This window comes from Geodermatophilus sp. URMC 60 (genome assembly GCF_053502585.1).
Map to the genome: position 1 here is coordinate 1,586,663 of NZ_CP199958.1, position 23,905 is coordinate 1,610,567.

Annotated in this window: 25 protein-coding genes; 12 read left to right on the forward strand and 13 right to left on the reverse strand. The window is 75.1% G+C overall.

The window, feature by feature from the left end:
* The first annotated feature begins 43 nt into the window (after positions 1–43).
* On the forward strand, positions 44–439 hold the full coding sequence (locus ACWIX3_RS07660) for a cold-shock protein (protein ID WP_448611478.1): 396 nt from the start codon (positions 44–46) through the stop codon (positions 437–439).
* Positions 440–591: 152 nt separating this feature from the next.
* Here the strand turns inward: ACWIX3_RS07660 and ACWIX3_RS07665 are convergent, their stop codons facing one another.
* Both ACWIX3_RS07665 and ACWIX3_RS07670 read right to left on the reverse strand, forming a co-directional pair.
* Positions 592–1,077: a DUF2771 family protein gene (locus ACWIX3_RS07665; protein WP_448611479.1), complete on the reverse strand. Its 486-nt coding sequence runs from the start codon at positions 1,075–1,077 to the stop codon at positions 592–594.
* A complete protein-coding gene (locus tag ACWIX3_RS07670; RefSeq protein ID WP_448611480.1) occupies positions 1,074–2,654 on the reverse strand; it encodes an MFS transporter in 1,581 nt (526 codons plus the stop codon). The genes ACWIX3_RS07665 and ACWIX3_RS07670 overlap by 4 nt, the downstream gene beginning before the upstream one ends.
* 88 nt (positions 2,655–2,742) lie before the next feature.
* Between ACWIX3_RS07670 and ACWIX3_RS07675 the strand changes: the two genes are divergently transcribed.
* Positions 2,743–3,540 (forward strand): DUF3027 domain-containing protein, encoded by a 798-nt coding sequence (locus ACWIX3_RS07675; RefSeq protein ID WP_448611481.1) that lies wholly within the window; start codon positions 2,743–2,745, stop codon positions 3,538–3,540.
* Positions 3,541–3,798: 258 nt separating this feature from the next.
* On the opposite strand, the gene ACWIX3_RS07680 is transcribed toward ACWIX3_RS07675, so the two are convergent.
* Positions 3,799–4,020 (reverse strand): DUF2530 domain-containing protein, encoded by a 222-nt coding sequence (locus ACWIX3_RS07680; protein ID WP_448611482.1) that lies wholly within the window; start codon positions 4,018–4,020, stop codon positions 3,799–3,801.
* A gap of 150 nt (positions 4,021–4,170) precedes the next feature.
* On the opposite strand from ACWIX3_RS07680, the gene ACWIX3_RS07685 reads away from it, so the two are divergent.
* From ACWIX3_RS07685 to thpR, 5 genes are all read left to right on the forward strand, one after another.
* Positions 4,171–5,694 (forward strand): NCS2 family permease, encoded by a 1,524-nt coding sequence (locus tag ACWIX3_RS07685; RefSeq protein ID WP_448611483.1) that lies wholly within the window; start codon positions 4,171–4,173, stop codon positions 5,692–5,694.
* 86 nt (positions 5,695–5,780) lie between these two features.
* Positions 5,781–6,215 carry a MarR family winged helix-turn-helix transcriptional regulator gene (locus ACWIX3_RS07690; protein WP_448611484.1) on the forward strand — a complete coding sequence of 145 codons (435 nt, stop codon included), beginning with the start codon at positions 5,781–5,783 and terminating at the stop codon, positions 6,213–6,215.
* Positions 6,212–7,567, forward strand: a complete 1,356-nt coding sequence (locus tag ACWIX3_RS07695) for an MFS transporter (RefSeq protein ID WP_448611485.1) — start codon at positions 6,212–6,214, stop codon at positions 7,565–7,567. Before ACWIX3_RS07690 ends, ACWIX3_RS07695 begins: the two co-directional genes overlap by 4 nt.
* Before the next feature lie 58 nt (positions 7,568–7,625).
* On the forward strand, positions 7,626–8,024 hold the full coding sequence (locus tag ACWIX3_RS07700) for a hypothetical protein (RefSeq protein ID WP_448611486.1): 399 nt from the start codon (positions 7,626–7,628) through the stop codon (positions 8,022–8,024).
* A gap of 20 nt (positions 8,025–8,044) precedes the next feature.
* On the forward strand, positions 8,045–8,587 hold the full coding sequence (thpR, locus tag ACWIX3_RS07705) for an RNA 2',3'-cyclic phosphodiesterase (protein WP_448612447.1): 543 nt from the start codon (positions 8,045–8,047) through the stop codon (positions 8,585–8,587).
* Between the two features lie 79 nt (positions 8,588–8,666).
* Here the strand turns inward: thpR and ACWIX3_RS07710 are convergent, their stop codons facing one another.
* Entirely contained in the window at positions 8,667–10,505 is a 1,839-nt protein-coding gene (locus tag ACWIX3_RS07710) for a peroxidase family protein (protein ID WP_448611487.1), read from the reverse strand.
* A 188-nt stretch (positions 10,506–10,693) separates the two neighbouring features.
* Entirely contained in the window at positions 10,694–11,662 is a 969-nt protein-coding gene (locus ACWIX3_RS07715; protein WP_448611488.1) for an aldo/keto reductase, read from the reverse strand.
* 28 nt (positions 11,663–11,690) lie between these two features.
* Here ACWIX3_RS07715 and ACWIX3_RS07720 point away from each other — a divergent pair, with 28 nt between their 5' ends.
* Complete coding sequence (locus ACWIX3_RS07720) at positions 11,691–12,503, forward strand: thioesterase family protein (protein ID WP_448611489.1); 813 nt, start codon at positions 11,691–11,693, stop codon at positions 12,501–12,503.
* Between the two features lie 69 nt (positions 12,504–12,572).
* On the opposite strand, the gene ACWIX3_RS07725 is transcribed toward ACWIX3_RS07720, so the two are convergent.
* A complete protein-coding gene (locus ACWIX3_RS07725; protein ID WP_448611490.1) occupies positions 12,573–13,523 on the reverse strand; it encodes an NAD(P)/FAD-dependent oxidoreductase in 951 nt (316 codons plus the stop codon).
* 65 nt (positions 13,524–13,588) lie between these two features.
* Between ACWIX3_RS07725 and ACWIX3_RS07730 the strand changes: the two genes are divergently transcribed.
* On the forward strand, positions 13,589–14,398 hold the full coding sequence (locus tag ACWIX3_RS07730) for a TrmH family RNA methyltransferase (RefSeq protein WP_448611491.1): 810 nt from the start codon (positions 13,589–13,591) through the stop codon (positions 14,396–14,398).
* 85 nt (positions 14,399–14,483) lie between these two features.
* On the opposite strand, the gene ACWIX3_RS07735 is transcribed toward ACWIX3_RS07730, so the two are convergent.
* The 5 genes from ACWIX3_RS07735 to ACWIX3_RS07755 form a co-directional block, all read right to left on the reverse strand.
* Positions 14,484–14,957: a general stress protein gene (locus ACWIX3_RS07735; protein ID WP_448611492.1), complete on the reverse strand. Its 474-nt coding sequence runs from the start codon at positions 14,955–14,957 to the stop codon at positions 14,484–14,486.
* Between the two features lie 130 nt (positions 14,958–15,087).
* A complete protein-coding gene (sepH, locus tag ACWIX3_RS07740) occupies positions 15,088–16,026 on the reverse strand; it encodes a septation protein SepH (RefSeq protein ID WP_448611493.1) in 939 nt (312 codons plus the stop codon).
* A 229-nt stretch (positions 16,027–16,255) separates the two neighbouring features.
* On the reverse strand, positions 16,256–17,707 hold the full coding sequence (locus ACWIX3_RS07745) for a family 14 glycosylhydrolase (RefSeq protein WP_448611494.1): 1,452 nt from the start codon (positions 17,705–17,707) through the stop codon (positions 16,256–16,258).
* A 186-nt stretch (positions 17,708–17,893) separates the two neighbouring features.
* Positions 17,894–19,006: a phosphoserine transaminase gene (gene serC, locus ACWIX3_RS07750; protein WP_448611495.1), complete on the reverse strand. Its 1,113-nt coding sequence runs from the start codon at positions 19,004–19,006 to the stop codon at positions 17,894–17,896.
* A gap of 93 nt (positions 19,007–19,099) precedes the next feature.
* Positions 19,100–20,224: a citrate synthase 2 gene (locus tag ACWIX3_RS07755; protein WP_448611496.1), complete on the reverse strand. Its 1,125-nt coding sequence runs from the start codon at positions 20,222–20,224 to the stop codon at positions 19,100–19,102.
* A gap of 217 nt (positions 20,225–20,441) precedes the next feature.
* Between ACWIX3_RS07755 and pdxH the strand changes: the two genes are divergently transcribed.
* Both pdxH and ACWIX3_RS07765 read left to right on the forward strand, forming a co-directional pair.
* Positions 20,442–21,098, forward strand: a complete 657-nt coding sequence (gene pdxH, locus ACWIX3_RS07760; protein ID WP_448611497.1) for a pyridoxamine 5'-phosphate oxidase — start codon at positions 20,442–20,444, stop codon at positions 21,096–21,098.
* On the forward strand, positions 21,095–22,426 hold the full coding sequence (locus tag ACWIX3_RS07765) for an MFS transporter (RefSeq protein ID WP_448611498.1): 1,332 nt from the start codon (positions 21,095–21,097) through the stop codon (positions 22,424–22,426). The genes pdxH and ACWIX3_RS07765 overlap by 4 nt, the downstream gene beginning before the upstream one ends.
* 24 nt (positions 22,427–22,450) lie before the next feature.
* On the opposite strand, the gene ACWIX3_RS07770 is transcribed toward ACWIX3_RS07765, so the two are convergent.
* Complete coding sequence (locus tag ACWIX3_RS07770; RefSeq protein WP_448611499.1) at positions 22,451–22,894, reverse strand: organic hydroperoxide resistance protein; 444 nt, start codon at positions 22,892–22,894, stop codon at positions 22,451–22,453.
* 99 nt (positions 22,895–22,993) lie between these two features.
* On the reverse strand, positions 22,994–23,680 hold the full coding sequence (locus tag ACWIX3_RS07775; RefSeq protein WP_448611500.1) for a UdgX family uracil-DNA binding protein: 687 nt from the start codon (positions 23,678–23,680) through the stop codon (positions 22,994–22,996).
* 78 nt (positions 23,681–23,758) lie between these two features.
* On the opposite strand from ACWIX3_RS07775, the gene ACWIX3_RS07780 reads away from it, so the two are divergent.
* Complete coding sequence (locus tag ACWIX3_RS07780; protein ID WP_448611501.1) at positions 23,759–23,884, forward strand: hypothetical protein; 126 nt, start codon at positions 23,759–23,761, stop codon at positions 23,882–23,884.
* Positions 23,885–23,905: the final 21 nt, after the last annotated feature.

The window sequence follows — 23,905 nt, forward strand, 5'->3', positions numbered from 1 at the left end:
CGGCCCGGTGCCGGGGCCGCCAGCGACCGACTGAGGGATCAACGTGCCCACCGGCAGAGTCAAGTGGTTCAACCCGGAGAAGGGGTTCGGCTTCCTCTCCCGTGAGGACGGCCCGGACGTCTTCGTGCACAAGGACGCCCTCCCGGCCGGCACCGGCGAACTCAAGCCCGGTCAGCGGGTGGAGTTCGGCATCGTCGCCGGCCGCCGGGGCGACCAGGCGCTGCAGGTGCGGGTCCTCGACCCGCTGCCGTCGGTCACGGCCGCGCACGCCGAGCGGACCCGCAAGAAGCCCGACGACCTGGTCCCGATCATCGAGGACCTGATCAAGCTGCTCGACGACGTGTCCAACGGGCTGCGGCACGGCCGGCACCCCGACCGGCCGGTGGCCCGCAAGGTCGCCTCCGTGCTGCGTGCCGTCGCCACCGACCTGGAGCACTGAAAGCGGACCACCCTTTCCCCCACGCCTCGCAGGCTGGGCGCGGGCCCCTGGAGGGTGGCCGTTCCGGTACGAGAGGGACCCCGTCCTCCTCACCGCTCGCACGCTCGCGGCGAGCCCCTGGACGGGGCCACCGGGGGCAGGGCGGTCCGCCCTCAGCCCTGGGGTGCGGGCGGCGTCGACTCCGTCGCCGTCCCGCCCTGGGCGCCGCCGGCGCGCACGAACCCGACCGGCCAGGCCCCGCTGAAGCCCTCGCACTCCTCGACGGCGTCCTCGACGACGACGAGGTAGAACGCGGGCGGGGCGACGTCCGAGGTGTTGATCTTCTCCAGCACGGCCTGACCGGGGTCGACCGGCACCTCGCCCAGCAGTCCCTCGAGCTTCTCGTCGAACACCTGCACGCTCCAGCCGCGCTCGGCGACCGCGTCGGGCACGGTGAGTCTGATGGTGGTGTCGGGGGAGACCTCGATGATCGGCGGCGAGGTGTCGTAGCGCTGGCCCTCACCGTCCGCGCAGTACTGGGTGGGTGCGGCCTCGATCCGCTGCGGCCCGGCCTCCACGACGACGTCCTGCGGCCCCGACGGCCCGGAGCCGCAGCCGGCCAGCAGCAGGACGACGGCCGGGACGGCGACCCGCCTCACGGGACGCGGCCCAGCGGGTCGGTGACGGCGTCCGCAGCGGGCATCGGCGCCGTCGGCGCCGGGGTGCGACGGCGCGGACCCCAGAGCACCAGCCCGACGGCGAGCACGAGCAGGGCAGCGGCCACGGTGAAGCCGAGCCAGCCGGTCGGGGGGAGGGCGATGCCCAGCGCGCCGCCGACGACCCAGGACAGCTGCAGCATCGTCTCCGAGCGGGCGAAGGCCGAGGCCCGCAGGCTCTCCGGCACCTCGCGCTGGATGATCGCGTCGAGGGCGACCTTGCCCAGCGCGTTGGCGACGGCGGCCACGCCGGCGACGAGGGCGGCCGTCGCGAGGCTGTAGAAGACCGCCGCGACGACGGTGATCGCCGCCGCGGTGCCCGCCGACCAGAGCACCACGCGGTCGGGGTCGACCCGGTGCAGCCGGGAGCCGACGCCGGTGCCGAGCACGCTGCCCACGCCGGCCGCCCCGGCGACGGCGCCGAGCGCCAGCGTGCCCTGCCACCCGCCCTCGACCGTGGCCTGCACGAGGAACGCGGAGAAGATCGTCAGGAAGCCGCCGAGCCCGCGCAGCGCCGCGTTGGCCCGCAGCGCGACGACCACGCGCGGGTTCACCGGGCGACGGCGGCGCCCGGTGGTCACCGGCTGGGGCGCGGTGGAGAGGACGTCCGCGGGGAGCTCCCCGGTGGGGACGTCGACGTGGCGGGGCAGCCGCACCGCCAGCACCGCGCCGCAGGCGAACACCGCGGCGGTGGCCCCCAGCAGCCACGGGAAGCCCAGCGCCCAGGCCAGGCCGGCACCGATCCCGCCGAAGACGCCGGCGGTGACCAGGCCGAACACCGACGTGCGCGCGTTGGCCGAGGTCAGCGACATCGCACCGGGCAGCACCCGCGGGACCACCGCCGCGCGCAGCACGTTGTGCGCCTTGGACAGCACCAGCACGCCGAGGGCCGCGGGGTAGAGCCAGAGGTCGTCGAAGTGGGCGGCCATGACCACCGCCAGCACCCCCCGGCCCAGCTGGCTGACGGCCAGCGCCCAGCGGCGGCCGCGCCGCAGCCGGTCGAGCAGCGGCCCGATCACCGGGGCGACGACCGCGAAGGGCGCCATCGTCACCAGCAGGTAGAGCGCCACGTTGCTGCGCTGCACGTCGGTGGTGGCGGCGAAGAAGAGGGTGCCGGCCAGCGAGACGGCGATCATCGCGTCGCCGGCCATGTGCAGCGCGTTGACCCACAGCAGCTTCGCCAGGCCGCTCTCCGCGGCGCCGTCGGCCCGGCTGGCGTTCTGCACCCGGCGGACGGCGGCCCCGGTCAGCTCACGGGTGCGCGACGCCGCGACCCGCGTGACGGTCAGCTTCCGCGGTGGCGGAGGCGGCGGTGCGGCCGGGGGCAGCGCGGTGGTCGGCGGGGGAGGGCCCGCGCCGTCCCCGCCCCACGGTTCGGCTGCCCCGCCTGCGGTCGGCAGCGGCCGGGTGGCCGGCCGTGCCGTCCCGAGCGGTGCCGTCTCCGCGCCCGGGGCCTCCGGCGGCGACGGGCGCCGGCGCAGGGCACGGCGGGGGGCGCCGGGCGGACGGGACGACGACACGCAGCCCATGGTGCCGCACCGACCTGGGAGGACACGGGCAGTGCCCCCGCACACCGGGGCTGCTCGCGGCGTCAGGGAGAATGGCGCCGTGGCCGAGTTCTCCGACCCCGCTGCCGCGGGGAGCGACGCGCCCAGCACCGCGGTCGAGCAGGCGCGGGCCGCGGCGGTCGACACCGCCGGGTCCCCCGAGCTGGTCGGCGAGCACCTCGGCGTCATCCGCGAGTCGCCGTCCGCGGGTACCGCCGGCGAGGACCTCGGCGAGGTGGTGACCCACTCCTTCGCCAGCCGGCTGTCCGGCTACGTCGGCTGGTACTGGGCGGTCACCCTCGCGGCGGTGCCCGGCGAGGAGCACGTCACCGTCGACGAGGTCGTGCTGCTGCCCGGTGAGGAGGCGCTGCTCGCCCCGGCCTGGGTCCCCTGGCACGAGCGGCTGCGCCCCGGCGACCTCTCGGTGGGTGACGTGCTGCCCTCGACCGAGGACGACCCCCGCCTGGTCCCCAGCTACACGACCGACGACGACTCCGCCGACGACCCCGAGGGGTCCGTGGTCGCCTCCGAGATCGGCCTCGGCCGGGAGCGGGTCCTGTCCAGAGAGGGGCGCGAGGAGGCCGCGGCCCGCTGGAACGCCGGGGAGTTCGGCCCCCGCTCACCCATGGCCCGGCAGGCGCCCGGTCCGTGCGGCACCTGCGGGTTCTTCCTGCCGCTGGCGGGCTCGCTGCGGCTGAGCTTCGGTGCGTGCGGCAACGTGTACGCCCCGGCCGACGGGCGGGTGGTCACCGTCGACTACGGCTGCGGCGCGCACAGCCAGGCCACGCTGGTCGCCGATGACGCCACGGAGGTCGTGCGCTCGGCGCGCTACGACACCGGCTCGTTCGACGTGCTCTGACACGGCGGTCCTCCGGACCGCACCGCGGCCAGGTGCTCTCCGCTGCCGAGCTGAGCGCGTCCCGGTCCTCGTCGCGGAGGCCTCCTGCCCCACTCCGGGCGGTGGGGGACTCGTCTCCGGGAGCCTCACCCCTTGCTCACCGGGAGAAGCAGGGGGAGAGGTTCCAGGAGTGCGTCCTCAGCCCCCCACCGGCAGGGGCGCAGGACGGGGGAGGAGGAGCTCCCGCGGCCAGGGGACGGCGGCCGGGCTGAGCGGGGGTCAGCCGCGGCGGCCGATCTGGCCCTGGAGGCGCATCACGCCCAGGCCGACGCCGGCCAGCGCGATGCCGGCGACACAGGTCCAGATCCACATGCGGTCCACCCGGTCGCCGAGGAGCAGCAGCACGACGAGCGCCACCACCCACAGCGCCGTCCCGGCCAGCACCACCCGCACGGTGTCGACGTGGAGCGGGGGCGGGGCCTGCTTGGCCGGTCTGGGCACGGACCGACCCTAGGACCCGCAGGCCCGGGTGCGTGTCACCTGGTCGGAACACGGGTGTGGCACGCTGTCGCCGCTCATCGCAGTCCCCACCGGTCAGCCGGCGCGCTTCCCCCGCCGCCTGCTCGCCCGGCCGCGCGCCCGGGAGTCGTCATGGCAGAGAAGCCCCGCCCGTCCACGGGCACCACCACGGACGGCGGCACGCCCGCCGACGTCGCCGCCGGAGCCCGGCCGGCGCGCCGCAGCGAGGGCCCCCGCGTCAGGCCGAGCAACGGGCTGGACCGCTACTTCGGCATCAGCGCCCGCCGCTCGACGGTCACCCGCGAGGTGCGCGGCGGTCTCACCACCTTCTTCACGATGGCCTACATCGTGGTCCTCAACCCCATCATCCTGTCGGGGGCCGACGTCACCGGCGCCACGCTGCCCTTCGCCTCGGTCGCGGCGGTCACCGCGCTGGTCGCCGGGGCCATGACGATCCTCATGGGCGTCGTCGGGCGGTACCCCTTCGCCGTGGCGACCGGCCTGGGCATCAACGCCATCGTCGCGGTCTTCGCAGCCACGCAGCTGGCCTGGCCCGAGATCATGGGCCTGATCGTCCTCGAGGGCCTGCTCATCACCGTGCTGGTGCTCACCGGTTTCCGCCGGGCGGTCTTCGAGGCGATCCCGGCGCAACTGAAGACGGCGATCGCCGTCGGCATCGGCTTCTTCCTCACGATCATCGGGCTGGCCGACGCGGGCGTCATCCGGCCCGGGACCCCGCTGATCAGCTTCGGCGTCAACGGCCAGCTGGCGGGCTGGCCGCTGCTGGTCTTCGTCGTCGGTCTGCTGCTCACCAGCGTCCTCGTCGTCCGTCGGGTCAAGGGGGCGCTGCTCATCGGCATCGTCGTCTCGACCGTGTTCGCGATCATCGTGGAGGCCGTGGCGGACGTCGGCCCGCGCACCGGCGCCGACGGCAGCGAGGTCAACCCGCGGGGCTGGGCGCTGCAGGTCCCGACGCTGCCCGACGAGGTCGTCAGCACTCCCGACCTGTCGATCGTCGGCGACTTCTCGCTGTTCGGCGGCTTCGAGCGGATCGGCGTGATCGCGGCGCTGCTCATCGTCTTCTCGATCATGATCGCCGACTTCTTCGACACGGTCGGCTCGGTCACCGCCGTCGGCGCCGAGGGCGACCTGCTCGACGAGAACCGCAACCTGCCCCGGTCGCAGCCGGTGCTGCTGGTCGACTCGGTGGCCGCCGCGGCCGGCGGTGCGGCCGGCATCTCGTCGAACACGACCTACGTCGAGAGCGCCGCCGGGGTCGCCGACGGCGCGCGGACCGGGCTGGCCAGCGTGGCCACCGGAGTCCTCTTCCTGCTGGCGATGTTCTTCACCCCACTGGTGGAGATCGTTCCGTCGGAGGCGGCGGCGCCTGTGCTGGTGATCGTGGGCGCGCTGATGATCAGCCAGATCCGCCACCTGGAGTGGGGGGACATGACGGTGGTGATCCCGGCCTTCCTCACCATCGCGCTCATGCCGTTCACCTACTCGATCACCAACGGCATCGGAGCCGGCGTCGTCAGCTACGTGCTCCTGCACATCGCGGCCGGGCGCCGGCGTGAGATCCACCTGCTGATGTGGCTGATCAGCGTGCTGTTCCTCGTCTACTTCGCCCTGGAGCCGCTGCAGCAGCTGTTCTGAAGAAGGACCCCGTCCTCCTCACCCCTCGCAGGCCCGGGACGGGCCTCGGGACGGGGCCGGCAGTTTCTTAGCTAGGCTGACGACTCGTGAGCCGGACGACGCTGGACACCGCGGCGCTGGCCCACGACCTGCGGCTGTCGGTCATGCGGTTCTCCCGCCGCCTGCGCAACCAGCGGGTCGACCGGTCGGTCACGCTGACCCACCTCGCGGCGCTGTCGACGCTCAAGCGGCACGGCGCGATGAGCCCGGGTGAGCTGGCCGGCCACGAGCGGGTCCAGCCGCCGTCGATGACCCGGGTCGTCGTCGCGCTGGAGGGGATGGGGCTGGTCACCCGCAGCCCGCACCCGACCGACGGGCGGCAGGTGGTCATCGACCTGACGCCGGCCGCGGAGGAACTGCTCAGCGCGGAGGCCCGCGCCCGGGAGGCCTGGCTGACCGGGATGCTGCTGCAGCTCACCGCCGAGGAGCGGGCGGTGCTGCGCGAGGCCGCGGTCATCATGGACAAGCTGGCGAGTGGGTGAGGGGCCGGACGACGGACGGCGGCACGTTCCGGTCGCTGCGGGTGCGCAACTACCGCGTCTACGCGGCGGCCAACCTGGTCAGCCTCACCGGCACCTGGATGCAGCGCATCGGCCAGGACTGGCTGGTCCTGCAGCTCTCCGGTGACGACGGCATCGCCCTCGGCCTGGTCACGGCGCTGCAGTTCGGCCCGACCCTGTTCCTCGGCATGTACGGCGGCGTGCTGGCCGACCGCTACCCCAAGCGCCGGGTGCTGCTGGCCACCCAGGCGCTCATGGGGCTCGTGGCCCTCGTGCTCGGCCTGCTGGTGGCCTCCGACTCCATCGCGCTGTGGCACGTGTTCGTGCTCGCCGCCGCCCTCGGCTCGGTCTCGGCGATCGACGCGCCGGTGCGGCAGGCGTTCGTCTCCGAGATGGTCGGCCCGGACCTGCTGACCAACGCGGTCAGCCTGAACTCGACGATCTTCAACAGCGCCCGGCTGGTCGGCCCCGCCGTCGCCGGGCTGGTCATCGGCGCGGCCTCGGGCGACACCGCGCCGGCCTTCCTCGTCAACGCGGCGAGCTTCGTGTTCACCATCGGGGCGCTGCTGGCGATGCGGCCCGGCGAGCTGCACGCCAGCCCGCGGGTCGCGCGCGCCCGCGGCCAGCTGCGCGAGGGGCTGGCCTACGCGTGGTCCCGGCCGGACCTCCGCCTGGGGTTGGGGCTGGCCCTCGTGCTGGGCACCTTCACCTTCAACTCCCAGGTGACCATCGCGCTCATGGCCCGCGAGGTCTTCGACGTGGGCGCGGAGGGGTTCGGGCTGCTCACCACCTGCTTCGCCGTCGGGTCGCTGTCCGGCGCGCTGCTGTCGACCCGGCGCAGACGCCGCCCGCGGCAGCGTTTCCTCGTGGTCGCTGCGGTGGTGTTCGGGACGGCGTCGATCGTCTGCGGCCTCATGCCCACGTACTGGTCGTTCGCCGCCCTGCTCGTGCCGACCGGGGCGGCGGGCCTGGTGTTCAGCGTGGCCGCCAACAGCTTCGTGCAGCTGGGCGTCGACCCGCAGCTGCGCGGCCGGGTGATGGCGCTCTACTTCACCTGCTTCATGGGTGGGACGCCGATCGGCTCGCCGCTGATCGGCTGGGTGGCCGAGCGGTGGGGGGCGCCGTGGGGCTTCGTCCTCGGTGGCGCGGTCGCGGTGGCCGCGGGCGGGATCGCGGCGGCGTGGCTGGCCCGCGGCAGGCGGGTCCGGCTGGAGGCCCACGTCGTCCCCCTGCGGCTGCAGCTCCACGTCTCGTCGCGGACGGTCCCGCCCGCACCCGTCCGGGCCGCGGCGGAGGCCGCGTCGGCGGAGGCACCGGGCACACAGGCGAGCTGACGCCGCCGGACCGTCGTACCGTGACGGCCACCACTCTCGAGTCGTCTGCGGAGGCGGCATGGGGACCTCGCTGCTGCACCTGGGCGCCATCGTCGGCGGTGTGGTGGGCTCGGTCGCCCTCGCCGGCTGGGTGGCTCGCCTGGTCTTCGGGTCGGCGCGCCTGCCCGAGCCGCTGCGCCGCCGGCGGCAGCAGGTCGCGCCGGTCGGCCGCCCGCTCGAGCAGGTGGCCGCCGACCTGCGCCGGCTGGGTGCCCAGCTCGCCCGTGTGCCGGCCGGGGCGCCGATGGCCCGCCGCCGAGGGCTGCAGGCGGCCTACGACGACGTCCTCGTCGAGGCGGCCCGGCTGCTGGAGGTGACGCACTCGCTGGACACCGCCCCGCCCGGACGGCCCCGCGACGTCGAGCGGCTGCGCCTGCAGACCGCGCTCGCCGAGGCGGGCCTGGCGGTGCCCGACTGACCGCGCCCCGGCCGCGGCGGCTGTTCTTCGCGGTGACCCCGCCGGCCGGCGCGCTGACCGACCTCGACCGCGCCCTGGCGCCGCTGCGCGAGGCGCCCGGTGCTCCCCGCTGGACGCCGCCGGAGCGCTGGCACCTGACGCTGCTGTTCCTCGGCGCGGTGCCGGCCGGCCGTGTCGAGCAGCTGGTCGCCGACGCCGCGCCCGCCGTGGCGGCCACCCCGCCGATGACCCTGCGCCTGGCCGGCGCCGGGCGGTTCGGCACGCGCCGCCGTCCGCAGGTGTTCTGGGCCGGCGTCACGGGTGACGACGTCGCGCTCGGCGCGCTCGCCGCCCGGCTGGCCGCCGTCGCCCGCGGGCTGGGCCTGCCGGTGGAGGACCGGCCGTTCCGCGCCCACCTCACCCTCGGCCGCTGGCGGCCCGGCCGGCCGGGGGACGGCGACCTGCCCGAGCGGCTGGCCGGCCACCGCGGGCCGGCGTGGCCGGTGGCCGAGGTGGAGCTGCTGGAGAGCCACCTCGGTCCCGTGCCGCGCTACGACCGGATCTCGGCCTGGCCGCTCGGCTGAGCCCGCGGCCCCGTCCAGGGGCTCGCCGCGAGCTTGCGAGCGGTGAGGGGGACGGGGTCCTCCTGCAAGGGGGCCGTCCTCACACCACCGGGCCGGGCACCGGGGAGGTCGCCGCGGGGTCGGGGGCCTCGCCGGGCTCGAGCAGCTCGGGCTCCGCGTCGTCCTCCGGCTCCTCGACCTCCGGCTCCTCGTCCTCCGGCTCCTCCTCGTGCGGTGCCTCGTCCTCGGTCTCGTCGCCCTCGTCGACCTCGCCGTCCGCGGGCTCCTCCTCCTCGGGGAGCTCGTCCTCCGGCACCTCGAAGGCCCGCGGGTCGATGGCGTCGGCCCAGAGGAGGAAGGAGCCCATCGAGTAGCCGGGGCCGGGGTCGAAGCCGGGGTTGGCCGTGAAGTACGAGGAGGTGTCGCACGCCATCAGCCCGAGGATCACCTCCGCGACGATGGTGCCGCCGACCGGGCCCAGCCGGTGCCCGCCGAGCAGCTCGGCCTCCTTGAGCACGTAGAACCAGAGCGGCGCCTTGCCCTTCCACCCGGGGTCGGTGAGGCCCAGCTGCTGGTTGGTCAGCGGCTTGAGGCCCATCGCGACGGCGACGTCCTGGCCGGCGGGCAGGCCGAGCCGCTTGCCGCGCAGCAGGTTGCGCTCGGCCAGCGAGGTGATCGCCCCGGCCGTGGGCGCCACCACGGTCGGCGGCAGCGTGGACAGCGGCAGCGACAGCTGGGTGTCGATCTTCCGGGCCGCGTTGCGGTCGTCGGGCGTGCTCATGCCGGGGATCTCGAAGAAGTAGTTCCAGTCGATCCACAGGTCGTCGGGCACCGGCCGGTTGCCGCGCAGGTCCTGGTAGCCCTCGTTGGCGAAGATCGGGACGGTGTGCTGGTCGTGCACCTCGTACTCGGCGCGGATCATGCTGTGCCCGAAGCGGTAGGCCGCGCCGGAGTACTCCACCGGCATGTACGGCCGGCGCGGGTTGCGCGGCTTGTAGAACCGCCCGAGGAACTCGATCGGCCCACCGCGGCGGCGGCGCACCAGCCGGTCGACGACGTCCCGGCCGACGATCCGCGGCAGGTAGTCGTTGACGATCAGCCACTGGTAGTGCCAACGCACCAGCTGCTGCGCCTGCTCGAAGGTCCGGCCCTCGTCGCGCAGCTTGTTGTGCAGGCGCAGGAAGACCGCGTGCAGCTGCGCGACGATCAGGTTCTCGTCGTTGCGCGGGTCACCGAGGTAGGCCGCACCCACGTCGTCGCGGGGGAGGTCGCGCACGCCGTCGTGGTCGTTGCAGAGCAGGTAGCCCGGCCGCGACGGGTCGTAGAGCTCGGGGCTGGCGGCCGGGCCGCGGCCGTAGACGCTGGCCAGGTCGAAGCGGGGGCTGTCGTAGTTGGTCATCGCCCGCGGGTCCTGCTGCTGCTGGGTCAGCGGGGTCTTGTCCAGCGTCATGTCGTGGTCGATGAACTGGCCGAGGTAGATGTAGCCGGCCGGCATGCCCGGGATGTCGAAGGCGACGTCGGAGTCCTTGACGTCGGACAGCGGCGCCTTGCCGTCGTTCATCGATACCGCCAGCGCGGTCAGCAGCGCGTCCGGCGGCGCGAAGGCCGGCAGCTTCTTGAACATCAGCCCGAAGCGGGCCTCGGTGTCCCGGCCGGCGCGCACCGCGATGTCGCTGCCGCGCGGGTTGCCGACGGCGTGCGCGCCGCGGGCGGCCCGCGCCCGGCGGACCGGGGGCCGAGGCGCCGGCGAGGGGGTCGGCGTCGGCGGGCGGCGGGGCGGTGCCGCGTGCGCCGTCCCGCTCATGACCGGCAGCGCGGCCAGGCTCGCCAACCCGGCCAGCACCGTGCGCCGGGAGACCCCGCCGCGCGCCGTCTCGCTGCCCGCTCCGCTGAACGGGCACACCCCGGCCGTCTCGTCCCCGAACCCGTGCACGTGCACCCGCCCCCCGGCGTCGCAGAGCCCGCCCCCACGGCCGCTCTCGATGGGTCCGAGGCTCCGGGGAGGACCGGGGTGCCGGGCACACGCGGCAGAGGGGGCCGCCGTCCCCCAGTCCTGGGGGTCCCGAGGACGGCGCGTCGCGTCGGGTGAGCGGGCCGTGACGGTGCGGCACTACGGACGCCGCGAGATCACCAGGCGTACTCCATTGGCGCCGCGCGGTAACCGGGGAAGATCTCGTCGAGCCGGGCCAGCTGGGCGTCGTCGAGCCGCACGTGGAAGGCCCGGAGCGACCCGTCGAACTGCTCCGCCGTGCGCGGCCCGACGATCGGTGCGGTCACCGCCGGCCGGTGCAGCAGCCAGGCGAGCCCGACGTCGGCCGGGGAGTGCCCCCACTCGCGGCAGGCGTCCTCGTAGGCCTGCAGCGCCGGCCGGTGCCGCTCGATGCGCTCGCGGTTGCGCTCGAGGTGGCGACGGTCGCCCTCCTGGTCGCCCAGCACGCCGGCGAGCAGCCCCTGGGCCAGCGGACTCCACGGGATGATGCCGACGCCGTAGTGCTGCGCGGCGGGCAGCACCTCGAGCTCCACGTGCCGGGTGAGCAGGTTGTAGTGCGACTGCTCGCTGACCAGGCCCGGGAAGTGCCGGCGGGCGGCGGCCTCGTTGGCCGCGGCGATCTGCCAGGCGGCGTGGTTGGACGAACCGACGTAGAGCACCTTGCCCTGGGCGACCAGCGTCTCGCAGGCCTGCCAGACCTCCTCCCACGGCGTGGCCAGGTCGACGTGGTGGAACTGGTACAGGTCGATCCAGTCGGTCCGCAGCCGGCGCAGCGAGGCCTCGCAGGAGCGCACCAGGTTGCGGGCGGACAGGAACGTGTCGTTGGGCCAGTCGCTCATGGAGCCGTAGACCTTGGTGGCCAGCACCGTCTTCTCCCGGCGCTCGCCGCCCTGGGCGAACCAGGTGCCGAGCACCTCCTCGGTGCGGCCCTTGCCGGCGTCGAAGCCGTAGACGTTGGCGGTGTCGAGGAAGTTGACGCCCTCGGTCAGCGCCCGGTCCATGATCGCGTGGGCATCGGCCTCCTCGGTCTTCCAGCCGAAGTTCATCGTGCCCAGGCAGAGGCGGGAGACCGACAGGCCGCTGCGCCCCAGGTGCGTGTACTCCACGGAACCCCACCCTGGCAGGCTCCGGGACGTGCCGCAGACCGATGGGAACCCGTCCGCCTTCGACGCCGCCACGGCCGTCCGCCGCGCCGAGGGCGGGGGACTGGTCGCCGACCTCGACCCCGGGTGGGACGTCGGCGGTGGCGTCCTCAACGGCGGCTACCTGCTGGCGGTCGCCGCCCGCGCCGCCGTCCTGGACAGCCCGCACCCGCACCCGGTCGCGCTCTCGGCCAGCTACCTGCGGGCCACCGCCGCCGGGCCGGCCCACCTCGCCGTCACGCCCGGCCCGGCGGGGCGCACGCTGGCGCACTCCACGGTGCTGCTGACCGGGGGAGCCGGCCCGTCGATCGCCGCCCAGGTGACGACGGCGACGCTCGGCACCGAGCCGGCCGAGTACACCGTCAACGCCGCGCCGCAGGTGCCCGACCCCGACGACTGCGTCCTCGCCCGGACCACCGGCGCCGGGCCGGCCGTCGGCCTGGTCCGGCGGATCGACACCCGGCTCGACCCCGCGACGGCGGGCTGGACGGTCGGCCGGTTCTCCGAGCAGCGGGTGCTGCGGTCCTGGATCCGGCTGGCCGACGGCCGCGACCCCGACCCGCTGGCGCTGCTGCTGTTCGCCGACGCCCTGCCGCCCACCGCCTTCGCCGTCGGCCGGACGGGCTGGGCGCCCACCGTGCAGCTGCAGGTGCTGGTCCGCGCGCTGCCCGCGCCGGGCTGGTGCCTGGTCGAGTCGCGCTCCACCGAGGTGGCCGGCGGCTGGTCGGACGAGGAGTGCCGCATCTGGGACGCCACGGGCCGGCTGGTCGCCCAGGCCCGCCAGCTGGCCCGGGTGGCGCGCTAGGAGAAGGACCCCGCTGCCCCCCATCGCTCGCAGGCTCGCGATGGGGGCAGCGGGGCCAGGCCGATCTCCTCAGTGCGTGGCGAGCAGGGCGCGGCCCAGGGAGGTGCCCGAGGTCCAGGCGGCCTGCACCCGCGACGGCGCCGACCACCCGTCGCCGCAGACACCGACGCCGTCGGCCAGCCCGAAGGGCTCCGGACGGGCCTCGGCCGGTCGCGCGTACGTCCAGCGGTGCACCGTCGTCCAGGCCGGCGGGGCGTCGATGCCCAGCGCCCGGCCGACCGCGGCGGCGACCGGACCGGCGGCGGCGTCCGGGTCCTCGAGGTGGGCGGCCGCCAGCTCGGCGGTGGTGTGCGCGACCAGCACCGGGGCGCCGTCCCCACGCCGGTCGCCGTCGTCGGCCACCCAGGTGACCGCCGGGTCGTCGTGGACGAACGCGCCGTGGAGGTCGGCCGGCCAGCGCCGTTCCGGCCACCCGAGGACGACGGACAGCGACGGCTCCCACGGCCGGTCGTCGAGCAGCCGCCGTGCCGTGTCCGCGTCCAGCAGCCGACGGGCCTGGGGATCGGGCATGGCCAGGACGACGGCCGACGCGTCCTCGCCGTCCACCTGCGGGCCGGGACCGACGGCGGTGACCGTGTACCCGCTCACGACGTCCAGTCCCGTGGCGAGGTCGGCGACCAGCGAGCGCAGCCCGGCCGGCGCGGCGTAGCGGAGCGGGCCGGTGGTGGTGGACCGCAGACCGTCGGGTCCGGCGACGGCGAAGGTGTCGGTCCACGGGCGGGCCAGGCCGCGTGCGACCCAGTCGTCGACCACCGCGGCGAAGGGTGAGCCCTCCTGCGCGGTCAGGTAGGAGGCGCCGAGGTCGACGGTGCGCTCGTGCAGCGTCCGCGAGGACATCCGCCCACCCGGCCGGCGCCCGCGGTCGAGCAGGCGGACGGCGATCCCGGCTCCGGCCAGGACGCGGGCGCAGGTGGTGCCGGCGATGCCGGCGCCGACGACGGTCACGGGGGAGGAGGGCACGCCGACGATCCTGCGGGCCGGACGGCGCGGCCGCCCGCTGGAGGTGGCCTGTCAGGATCGGCGCCGTGCCGCACGACCCCGCGACCATCGCCGACCCGGACGACCCGCGGGTGGCCGACTTCCGCGATCTCAAGGCCGGGGACCGCCGGCCGGGCACCGAGCGCGGCACCGGCCCGGTGATCGTGGAGGGCGTCCCGGCGGTGCAGCGGCTGCTGGCCTCGCCCTACCGGGTGCGCGCGGTGCTGGGCGTGCCCGGGCGGGTGGCGGCGCTGGACCTGCCCGAGGGGGTGGCGGCCTACGAGGCGGACAAGTGGGTGCTCTCGGAGGTGATCGGCTTCCGGTTGACGCGCGGCGTGCTCGCCTCGGCCGACCGCCGTCCCCCCGCCGACCTGGACGCGCTGCTGGCCGGGCCGGACCCGGCCGCGCCCCGGCGGCTGGCCGTGCTGGAGGCGCTCAACGACGCGGAGAACCTGGGCTCGATCGCCCGCTCGGCGGTGGCCCTCGGCGTGGACGGACTGCTGCTCGACCCGCGCTGCGCCGACCCGCTGTACCGCCGGTCGGTGCGGGTCTCGATGGGGCACGTGCTGGCGCTGCCGTTCGCCGTGCTGGCCGACTGGCCCGGCGGGCTGGACCGGCTGCACGACGCCGGCTACCTGACCGTGGCGCTCACCCCTGCCGCCGACGCGGTCGACCTGACCGACGTGGACCCGCGGGCGCACCCGCGCACGGCGGTGCTGCTCGGCGCGGAGGGGCCGGGGCTGACCCCGGAGGCGCAGCGTGCCGTGCGGGTGCGGGCGCGCATCCCGATGCGGGCCGGGGTCGACTCACTGGGCGTGGCGGCCGCGGCGGCGGTGGCCTTCGCGACGCTCCGCTGAGGAAGGACCCCGTCCTCCTCACCGCTCGCAGGCTCGCGGCGAGCCTCTGGACGGGGCCACGGCACGACCCTGCAGGAGCGCAGCCTCAGCCGCGGAGCGAGAAGCGGGCCAGGTGTGCCCGTGCCTCCTCGGCGTGGGCGGGGTTGCACATGACGTCGTAGCGGTTCGCGACCACGGCGCTCGTGCTCGTGAAGTCCCGCCGTCCCCGGCTGGCGGAGTAGCCGATCGCGGCGAACAGCATGCCGAACAGCAGACCGATCAGCAGGCCGGTCAGGAGCGAGCTGATCCAGGCCGAGCCGTCGACGGCGAAGATGCCGAGCAGCAGGCCGACGAACAGACCCCACCAGGCGCCACCGGCCGCGCCGGCGGCGAGCACCCGGCCCCAGGTGAGCCGGCCGGTGACGCGCTCGACCTGGCGCAGGTCCGACCCGATGATCGTGACGTTCTCGACGGCGAACTTCTGGTCGGCGAGGTAGTCGACGGCGGCCTGGGCCTGCTCGTAGCTGTCGTAGGAACCGACCTGCACGCCGCCGAGGGGCATGGACACCGAGGCTGACATGCCCTTCGGGGTACCCGGCGGTTCCGCGTGGACACCTGCCGCGGGGTGGCCGACGTCACCGGTCCGGTGCCCACCGGCCCGCGACGTCCCGGTCCGGCAGCCGCATGGCCGCCACGCCTGAGTCCGCAGGTCAGCGGTGCCGGCGGACCCCGAAGACGATGTCCTCCCACGCCGGGATGCGGGCTCGCGGGTCCTCGTCGTCGTCCCCGTCGCCGCCCGGGCGGCCGAGCACGACGGTGTCGTGCTCGCTGATGTCGTCCTCGTCGGCGGGGACGTCGGTGCGCCGGGTGCTCGGGGGGGACACGTCGGCCGGCAGCACGGGCCGCACGTCGTCGTCCCCGGCCGGGTCGTCGTCCTCGTCGCGGGCGAGCCGGGAGGAGGCGGGCGCGGCGACGTCGTCCTCGTCGGGGACGACGACGACCGGCCGGCCGCGCACCGGAGCGGGCCGCTCCGCCGGCACGTGGGGGACGACGCGCACCAGGCGGGTCCCCTCGGCGAAGTCGGTGGTGGCGGCGTCGACCGGGGTGACGGTGCGCGCCGGGATGTCGTAGGCCCAGCGGGTGACGCCGAACTTGGTGCCGGCCTGCCAGGCGGCGGTCACCTGCCAGACGCCGTCGCCGGCGCGGTGGGCGTCCCAGCGGACGGCGTCGAGGTCGGCGCCCAGCAGTCGCAGCCGCTCGGACATGAACTGCTGCAGCGGGACCGACGGCGTGCCCTCGGACAGCCGCACGCGGGCCTCGCGTGCCTGCTCGGCCACCCGCTCGCGCTCCTGCAGCACGGGGTGGGCGAAGCGCATGATCCGCTCGACCCGGATGCCGGAGGCCTGCGCCACCTGCTCGGGGGTCTCCCCGGCGCGGATGCGGGCCTGGATCACCCGCGGCGGCAGCGTCGTGCCGATCTCCACGTCGATCTGGCCGAGCCGGCGGGCGTCCCCGCGCGCGGCGGCGCGAACCCGCTCGTCGATCGGCAGCTCGAAACGCTCGCCCTCCTCGCCGGACTCGGCGCCGTCGAGGGCGAGCACGAGGCTCCTGCCGTCGTCGGAGAGCGCCACCAGCCGCAGCTGACGCATGGGCGGCCTCCTGGGTCGGTGCTCGGGTCGGGACGGCGGGTGGACCGGCCCCGGGATGGGGATGTCCGCTGCCGAGGCTATCCGCGCGCGCGGGAGCGCGTCAGCAGGCTCGCCCGGCGTGGCGCGGCGGCCCCCTGCAGAAAGAGGACCCCGTCCTCCTCGCCGCTCGCGAGCTCGCGGCGAGCCTCCGGACGGGACCGGCGAGTGGCGGGGGGCAGGCGGTCCCTCCTCAGGCGTCAGGGCTGTACTCCGCGATGAACTCCGCGTACCGGCGCTGCCCGGTGCCCGAGGCGACGTCGCCCATCCGGAGGACGGTCAGGCCCAGGTAGCCCCACGTCGCGAAGGCCTCCTCGATGTTGTCCCAGCCCTCGTCGGACCGGACCCCGCCGGCCAGCGCGTTCTCGCCCTTCAGCTCGACCCCGGCGCGGTGGGCGTGGTCGCCGATCCAGCCGACCAGGGTCTGGGCCAGGGAGTACTGCGGGGTGACGTCCTGGTCGTCCATCTCCAGCGCGGTGAAGTGCAGGACCACCTCGCGCCGGCCGCCGTCGAAGCGGTTCGCCAGCTCGACGATCCGCTGGTAGCCGTGCCCGGTGGCCCACGAGTCGAGGTCCACGCTGGTCTGGACCAGCCCGGTGGTGACCTCGGCGGCCCGCGGGTGGGCGGGGTTCGTCATCGACCAGTGGATGCCCGGCACCTTGTAGCCGACGTCGGCCTCCGGGAAGTCCCCGCCCAGGGTCGCGATGACCGTGCGCAGCACCCGCTCGCCGTGGTCGACCAGCGAGCCGTTGTACCAGTCGACGAAGTCGCGGCCGTACTGCGTGTCCCGGTAGGCCAGCGACGTGAAGAAGGCCTCGGCGTCCGCGGGCGGGCCGATCTCGTCCACCGCCTGCAGGTCGGTCCCCCACGCGCGGTTGACCTCCTCCAGCGAGCCGTACCGGCGCACGACCACGTCCTGGAAGTCGCGGACGGCGAGCGGTGAGTAGGCCTGCAGCGCGCCGCGGGTCGGGTAGCCGGTGCCCTGGTCGTGCTGGTTGTAGGACGGGTAGCGCAGCTCGCCGGACGGGCCGAGCGAGACGTTGACCTCGACGACCTCGTCGGCGTAGCGGTCGCCGTACTGCCGCTCGAAGGCCCGGGTGAAGTCCCGGTACTCGCCCATCACGACGCGGTCGGCCCAGCCCTGCACGCTCTCGGGGCTGGTGTTGCCCTGCTCGCTGCGGTGCTGGAGCCCGATCGGGCCGAGCCGGACGCCGCGGTGGGTGACGCCGGCGTACTTCTCCCACAGCCACGACGGCAGCAGGCTGGTGTAGTCGTCGCCGACGTTCCCGCCGGCCTGGTGGAAGGACAGGATCGGCGCCAGGTCCAGGCCCGTGGCCGTGATGGTCTCGAAGACGCGGTCGTAGTAGCCCCAGTCGAAGCGGTTGTCCGCCGCGCCCTCGACGTCGCCCCACCACACGTCGACGCTCACCGCGTCCACCCCGTAGGCGGCCACGCTCGCGAGGTCGGCCTCGAAGGCAGGCCAGTCGGTCACCTTCAGCGGCGCCATCACGTTGGCGGTGAACCGCGGGTCGTCCAGCGCGACGGGCCCGGGTGGCGCCGGACCGCCAGCAGGGGCGGCCTGGGCGGTGCCGGCGCCGGTGAGCAGCAGCCCGAGGACGGCGAGAGCCGTGGTGACGCGTCTCACCCCGCCGATGCTGTCAGCTCGGCGGCGGAGGTCCACCACCGATACCGGAACCGATCGGTCCGGCCGGGCGTGTCGTCGTCGACACGCGGCTCACGGCGGTCCCGTCCCGCGGCCCCCGGGCATCAGAAGGCCCCGTCCGGAGGCTCGCCGCGAGCTAGCGAGCGGTGAGGAGGACGGGGTCCTCCCTCACAGCTCGCCGACGACGAAGTCGATGCAGGCGGTCAGCGCGCTGACGTCGTCCGGCTCGACGGCGGGGAACATGCCCACCCGCAGCTGGTTGCGGCCCAGCTTGCGGTAGGGCTCGACGTCGACGACGCCGTTGGCGCGGAGCACCCTGGCGACCTCGGCGGCGTCCACCGACTCGTCGAAGTCGACGGTGCCGACGACGTAGGAGCGCTGGTCGCGGTCGGCCACGAACGGCGTCGCGAACTGCGACTGCTCGGCCCAGCCGTAGAGCCGGCTCGAGGAGTCCTGCGTCCGCGCCACCGCGCCGGAGAGCCCGCCGAGGGAGAGCAGCCAGCGGATCTGGTCGGCCAGCAGGAACAGCGTGGCGACGGCCGGGGTGTTGTAGGTCTGGTCCTTGGCCGAGTTGTCGACGGCGATGGACAGGTCGAGGAATCCGGGGACCCAGCGGCCCGAGGCCTTGATCTCGGCGATGCGGTCGAGGGCGTCACGCGACATGAGCGCCACCCACAGCCCGCCGTCGCCGCCGAAGTTCTTCTGCGGGGCGAAGTAGTAGACGTCGGTCTGCGTGACGTCGACGGGCAGTCCGCCGGCGGCGCTGGTGGCGTCGACGAGCACGAGCGCGTCGTCGGTGCCGGGCGGCCGCTGCACCGGGGCCATGACGCCGGTGGAGGTCTCGTTGTGCGCCCACGCGTAGACGTCGACACCGTCGGCGGCGGTGGGCAGGGCCAGCGAGCCGGGCGCCGCCTTGGCGATCACCGGGTCGGCGAGGAAGGGCGCCTCGGCCACGCCGGTCGCGAACTTCGACGAGAACTCGCCGTAGCTGCCGTGCGCGCTGCGCTCGCGGATCAACCCGATGATCGCGGCGTCCCAGAACGCCGTCGTCCCACCGTTGCCGAGGACGACCTCGTAGCCGTCCGGCAGGTCGAACAGCTGGGTCAGGCCCTCCCGCACCTGGCGGACCAGGCCCTTGACCGGCGCCTGGCGGTGGGAGGTCCCCATCAGGCCGGCGCCGCTGTTGGCCAGCGCCTCGAGGGCCTCGGGACGCACCTTCGACGGGCCGCAGCCGAAGCGGCCGTCGGAGGGCAGGAGGTCGGCGGGGATGGTGATGCTCATCCGGGAGGACTGCCTCTCAGGGTCTGCGGACGGGTGGCCCCGTCCCGGGTCCCGCCCCCAGCGTGCGAGGGGTGGGGAGGACGGGGCCCTCGCTCAGGCCGGCTGGTCGATGGGCTTGGTCTTGATGGTGTCGAAGCCCTCGACCTCCTGGGGCTTGCGCGGGCCGGGGCCGATGTAGCGCGCGGACGGGCGCACGAGGCGGCCGGTGTTCTTCTGCTCCAGGATGTGCGCACACCAGCCGGCGGTGCGGGCACAGGTGAACATCGAGGTGAACATGTGGCTGGGCACCTCGGCGAAGTCCAGGACGATCGCCGCCCAGAACTCCACGTTGGTCTCGATCGGCCGGTCGGGACGCCGCTCGCGCAGCTCCTTGAGCGCGGCCTGCTCGAGGGCCAGTGCGGCCTCGAAGCGCGGGGCGCCGAGTTCCTTGGCGGCCTTGCGCAGCGTCCGGGCGCGCGGGTCCTCGGCGCGGTAGACCCGGTGGCCGAAACCCATGAGCCGCTCGTGTCGGTCGAGGAGGTCCTTGACGTACTTCTCCGCGTCCCCGGCCTGCTCGACGCCGTCCAGCATGTGCAGCACCCGGGAGGGGGCGCCGCCGTGCAGCGGGCCGGACATCGCGCCGATGGCGCCCGAGAGCGAGGCGGCGACGTCGGCGCCCGTTGAGGCGATCACGCGGGCGGTGAAGGTGGAGGCGTTCATGCCGTGCTCGGCGGCCGACGTCCAGTAGGCGTCGACGGCGGCGACGTGGCGGGGGTCGGGCTCGCCGCGCCAGCGGACCATGAAGCGCTCGACGATGGTGGAGGCCTCGTCGATGCGTGACTGCGGCACCGCCGGGACGCCGATGCCGCGGGCGGACTGCGCGACGTAGGACAGCGCCATGACCGCGGCGCGGGCCAGCTGGTCGCGGGCGGTCTCGGAGTCGATGTCCAGCAGGGGGCGGTAGCCCCAGAACGGGGCCAGCATGGCCAGCGCGGCCTGGACGTCGACGCGCACGTCACCGCTGTGCACCGGGATGGGGAACGGCTCGGCCGGCGGGAGGCCCGGGCCGAACTTGCCGTCGACCAGCAGGGCCCAGACGTTGCCGAAGGTGACCTTGCCGACGAGGTCCTCGATGTCGACGCCGCGATACCGGAGGGAGCCGCCGTCCTTGTCCGGTTCGGCGATCTCCGTCTCGAAGGCGATGACGCCCTCCAGGCCGGGTACGAAGTCGTCGGCCATCTCGCATGCTCCTCTGCGCGCGGGACTCGTGCGCGCATGGGAGCGGCACGACTGCGGTTGCGACCCTAGGCCGTGTCGACGCGCCCGGGACACCCGGGGCGGGCGGAGGACAGCGCCCTGATCCACGTGCCCGGCTGTCAGCACGGGGCACGTGCCCGGCTGTCAGCACGGGGCACGTGCCCGGCTGTCAGCACGGGGCACGTGCCCGGCTGTCAGCATGGAGGTCGTGCCCGACCTCTCCCGCATGCGCAGGGACTACGAGACCCGGGGCCTCCGCGAGGAGGACCTCGCTCCCACCTGGGCCGAGCAGTTCGACCGCTGGTTCGCCGACGCCGTCGCCGCGGAGCTGCCCGAGCCCAACGCCGTCGTGGTCGCCACCGCCGACGCCGACGGTGCGCCCGACGCGCGGATCGTGCTGCTGAAGGGCTACGACGAGGCCGGCTTCGTCTTCGTCACCAGCTACGCCTCGGCGAAGGGCGCCCAGCTGGCTGTCAACCCACGCGCGGCCCTGGTCTTCCCCTGGCACGCGCTGCAGCGGCAGGTACGGGTGACCGGCCGGGTCGAGCGGGTCGGGGACGCCGCCAGCGACGACCTGTGGGACCCCCGCCCCCGCGGCGCACAGCTGGCGGCCGCCGCCTCCCTCCAGTCGACGCCGGTCGACTCGCGCGAGGAGCTGGTCGAGCGGCTGCGCCGGCTGGACGCCCAGACCGGGGGCGAGAAGCTGCCTCGGCCCGAGATCTGGGGTGGCTACCGGGTCGTGCCCGACGCCGTCGAGTTCTGGCAGGGCGGGGCCGACCGGCTGCACGACCGGCTGCGCTTCGTCCGCGACGACGAGGAGGGCGGGGGCTGGGTCGTCCAGCGGCTCGCACCGTGACGAGCCCGATCGACCCGGTCGAGGGCGGCGGTCCGGTCGAGGAGCCGGTGCCCCTGCCCCCGCAGCTGCGCCGCGCCTGGGCGATGGACACCACCCCGCTGCGCAACCCGCACTACCGGCGGCTGTTCTGGGGCGTGGCGGCCACGATGCTCGGCCAGCAGATGACGCTGGTCGCCGTCCCGTACCAGGTCTACGCGCTCACCGGCTCCTCCCTGCTCGTCGGCGCCACCTCGGTGGTGGCGCTGGTGCCGCTGGTGGTCTTCGGCCTCCTCGGCGGCGCGATCGCCGACTCGATGGACCGCCGGCGGCTCATGCTGGTCACCGGCGTCGGCTCGGCGGCGACCAGCGCGCTGCTCGCGGTGCAGGCGCTGCTGCCCGGCGGCGGCAACCTGGCGCTGCTGTGGGCGCTCACCGCCTGCGTCTCGGGGTTCACCGCGGTCAACCAGCCCACCCGCAGCGCCGTCATCCCCGCGCTCGTCGGGGCCGAGGGCGTGCCCGCGGCGAACGCGCTGGCGATGACCGTGCGCCAGGTCGGGGTCATCGCCGGCCCGCTGCTGGCCGGCCTGCTCATCGCCGTCGGCAGCCTGCCGGTCGCCTACGCCGTCGACGCGCTCGGCTTCCTGGTCGCCGTCCTGCTGCTGCGCGGGCTGCCGCCACTGCCCCCGGGGCGGGACGCCGGGCCGCTGCGGCTGGGTGCCGCCGTGCGCGGGGTGGCCGAGGGCTTCGCCTTCCTCCGCACCCAGCCGGTGCTGCTGATGACCTTCGTCGTCGACGTCATCGCGATGCTCTTCGCCTGGCCGCAGGCGGTCTTCCCCGAGCTGTCGGAGGGCCGCTACGCCGACTCGCCGAACAGCCTCGGTTGGCTGTTCGCCGGCGTCTCGATCGGCGCGCTGCTCATGGGCCTGACGTCGGGATGGGTGTCGCGGGTGGACCGGCAGGGCGCGGTCGTCCTCGGGGCCATCGTCGTGTGGGGCGTGGCGATCATCGGTTTCGGGTTCGCGCCGACGCTGTGGCTGGCCGTCCTCTGCCTCGCGGTCGCCGGCGCCGGGGACATGGTGAGCGCGGTGCTGCGCTCGTCGATGCTGCAGCTGGCCGCGCCGGAGGGGATGCGCGGTCGCATGCAGGGCGTCTTCCTCGTCGTCGTCGCCGGCGGTCCGCGCCTGGGGGACCTGCGGGCCGGTGCTCTCGCGAGCGCCGCGGGCGTCACCACGGCGATGGTCTCCGGAGGTGTGGTGGTCGTCGTCGCGATGGTCGTCGTGGCGCTGGTGGTGCCCTCGTTCTGGACGTTCCGCGCCTCCCGCTCGGCGCAACCCTCCGCCCGCGGCTGAGCTGGCCGCCGCAGGGGGCCTCCCTCAGCCGGCCGGGGCCGCCGGGACGACGTGCAGCCCGACCTCGACGTTGCCCGCCGTGGCGCGCGAGTACGGGCAGATGGTGTGCGTCTTCTCCATGAGCTGCCGGGCCTGCTCGTCGTCCAGGTGCGGCAACCGCGCCCGGAGGTCGACGGCGAGTCCGAAGTCGCCGGGCGCCCCGCGCAGGAAGTGCACCTCGGCGGTGACCGAGGAGCCGTCGAGTGCCTGCGGGGTCAGCCCGAGGTCCCGGAGCGCGAAGCGCATGGCGCTGTGGAAGCAGGCGGCGTAGCCGGCGGCGAACAGCTGCTCGGGGTTGGTGCCCGGGCCGCCGTCCCCACCCATCTCCGCCGGGCGGGAGAGGTCCGCGGTCAGCCGGCCGTCGGAGGACCGCACCTCCCCGGTGCGCGCTCCGGACGCGGTTGCCTCGGCCGTGTAGACGCGGTCCATGGCCCGGTCCTACCCGGGAGGCGGCGTCCGTACAGCTCGGTGGCCCCGTCCGGAGGCCCGCCGCGAGCGTGCGAGCGGTGAGGAGGACGGGGTCTTCCCTCAGGCCAGGGCGTGCGCGACCACCCGCAGGTCGGCCACGAGCGCGTCGTAGGCGGCCTCCCGGGCCTCGTCCGGCGTGCGCAGGATCGCCGAGGGGTGGGTGGTGGCGAGCATCCAGGTCTGGTGCGGCGCGTCCTCGTCGTCGTCGGCGGGGGAGCCGTCGCCGGCCTCGGCGCGGGCCACGCCCGGCGGGGTCCAGGGGATCAGCTGCCCGCGCTCCTTGGTGATCCGGAACGACGGCGAGATCAGCGCCTTGGCCGCCGTGGCCCCCAGGCAGACGACCACCTCCGGCTGCAGGACGGCGAACTCCGCCTCCAGCCACGGACGGCAGGCCCGCAGGTGCTCGGGCCCGGGCGTCTGGTGGATCCGCCGCTTGCCCTTCTGCGTGAACCTGAAGTGCTTCACCGCGTTGGTGATGTAGGCGTCCCGACGGTCGATGCCGGCGTCGCCGAGCGCCCTGTCCAGCAGCCGGCCCGCCGGGCCGACGAACGGCTCGCCCTTGCGGTCCTCCTGGTCACCGGGCTGCTCGCCCACGAAGACGATGCGGGCAGTCTCCGGACCCTCGCCGAACACGGTCTGGGTCGTGCCCTGCCACAGCTCACACGCCGTGCACCCGGCGGCGGCCGTGCGCAGCCCGTCCAGCCCGACACCGGTCGGCGGCTGCGCCGGCACGTTCTCCTGGCTCATGGCCCCGATGAGACCGCAGATGCGGCCGCACCGCAGGGCAGACCGTCGCGGCTCGTCCCATCGGTTCCGGGAGGCCCGTTGCGCACCGTCCACCTGTCCGGCGGGGGCTGGGACCCGTCGGCGCCCGGCGCCGTCCGCGTCTGCCCGGAGGGCGCCGCCGAGGACCGCCCGGCCGCCGACCGCCACGGCGCTGCGCGTCGGTGATCACCTGCCCTGACCGCGCCC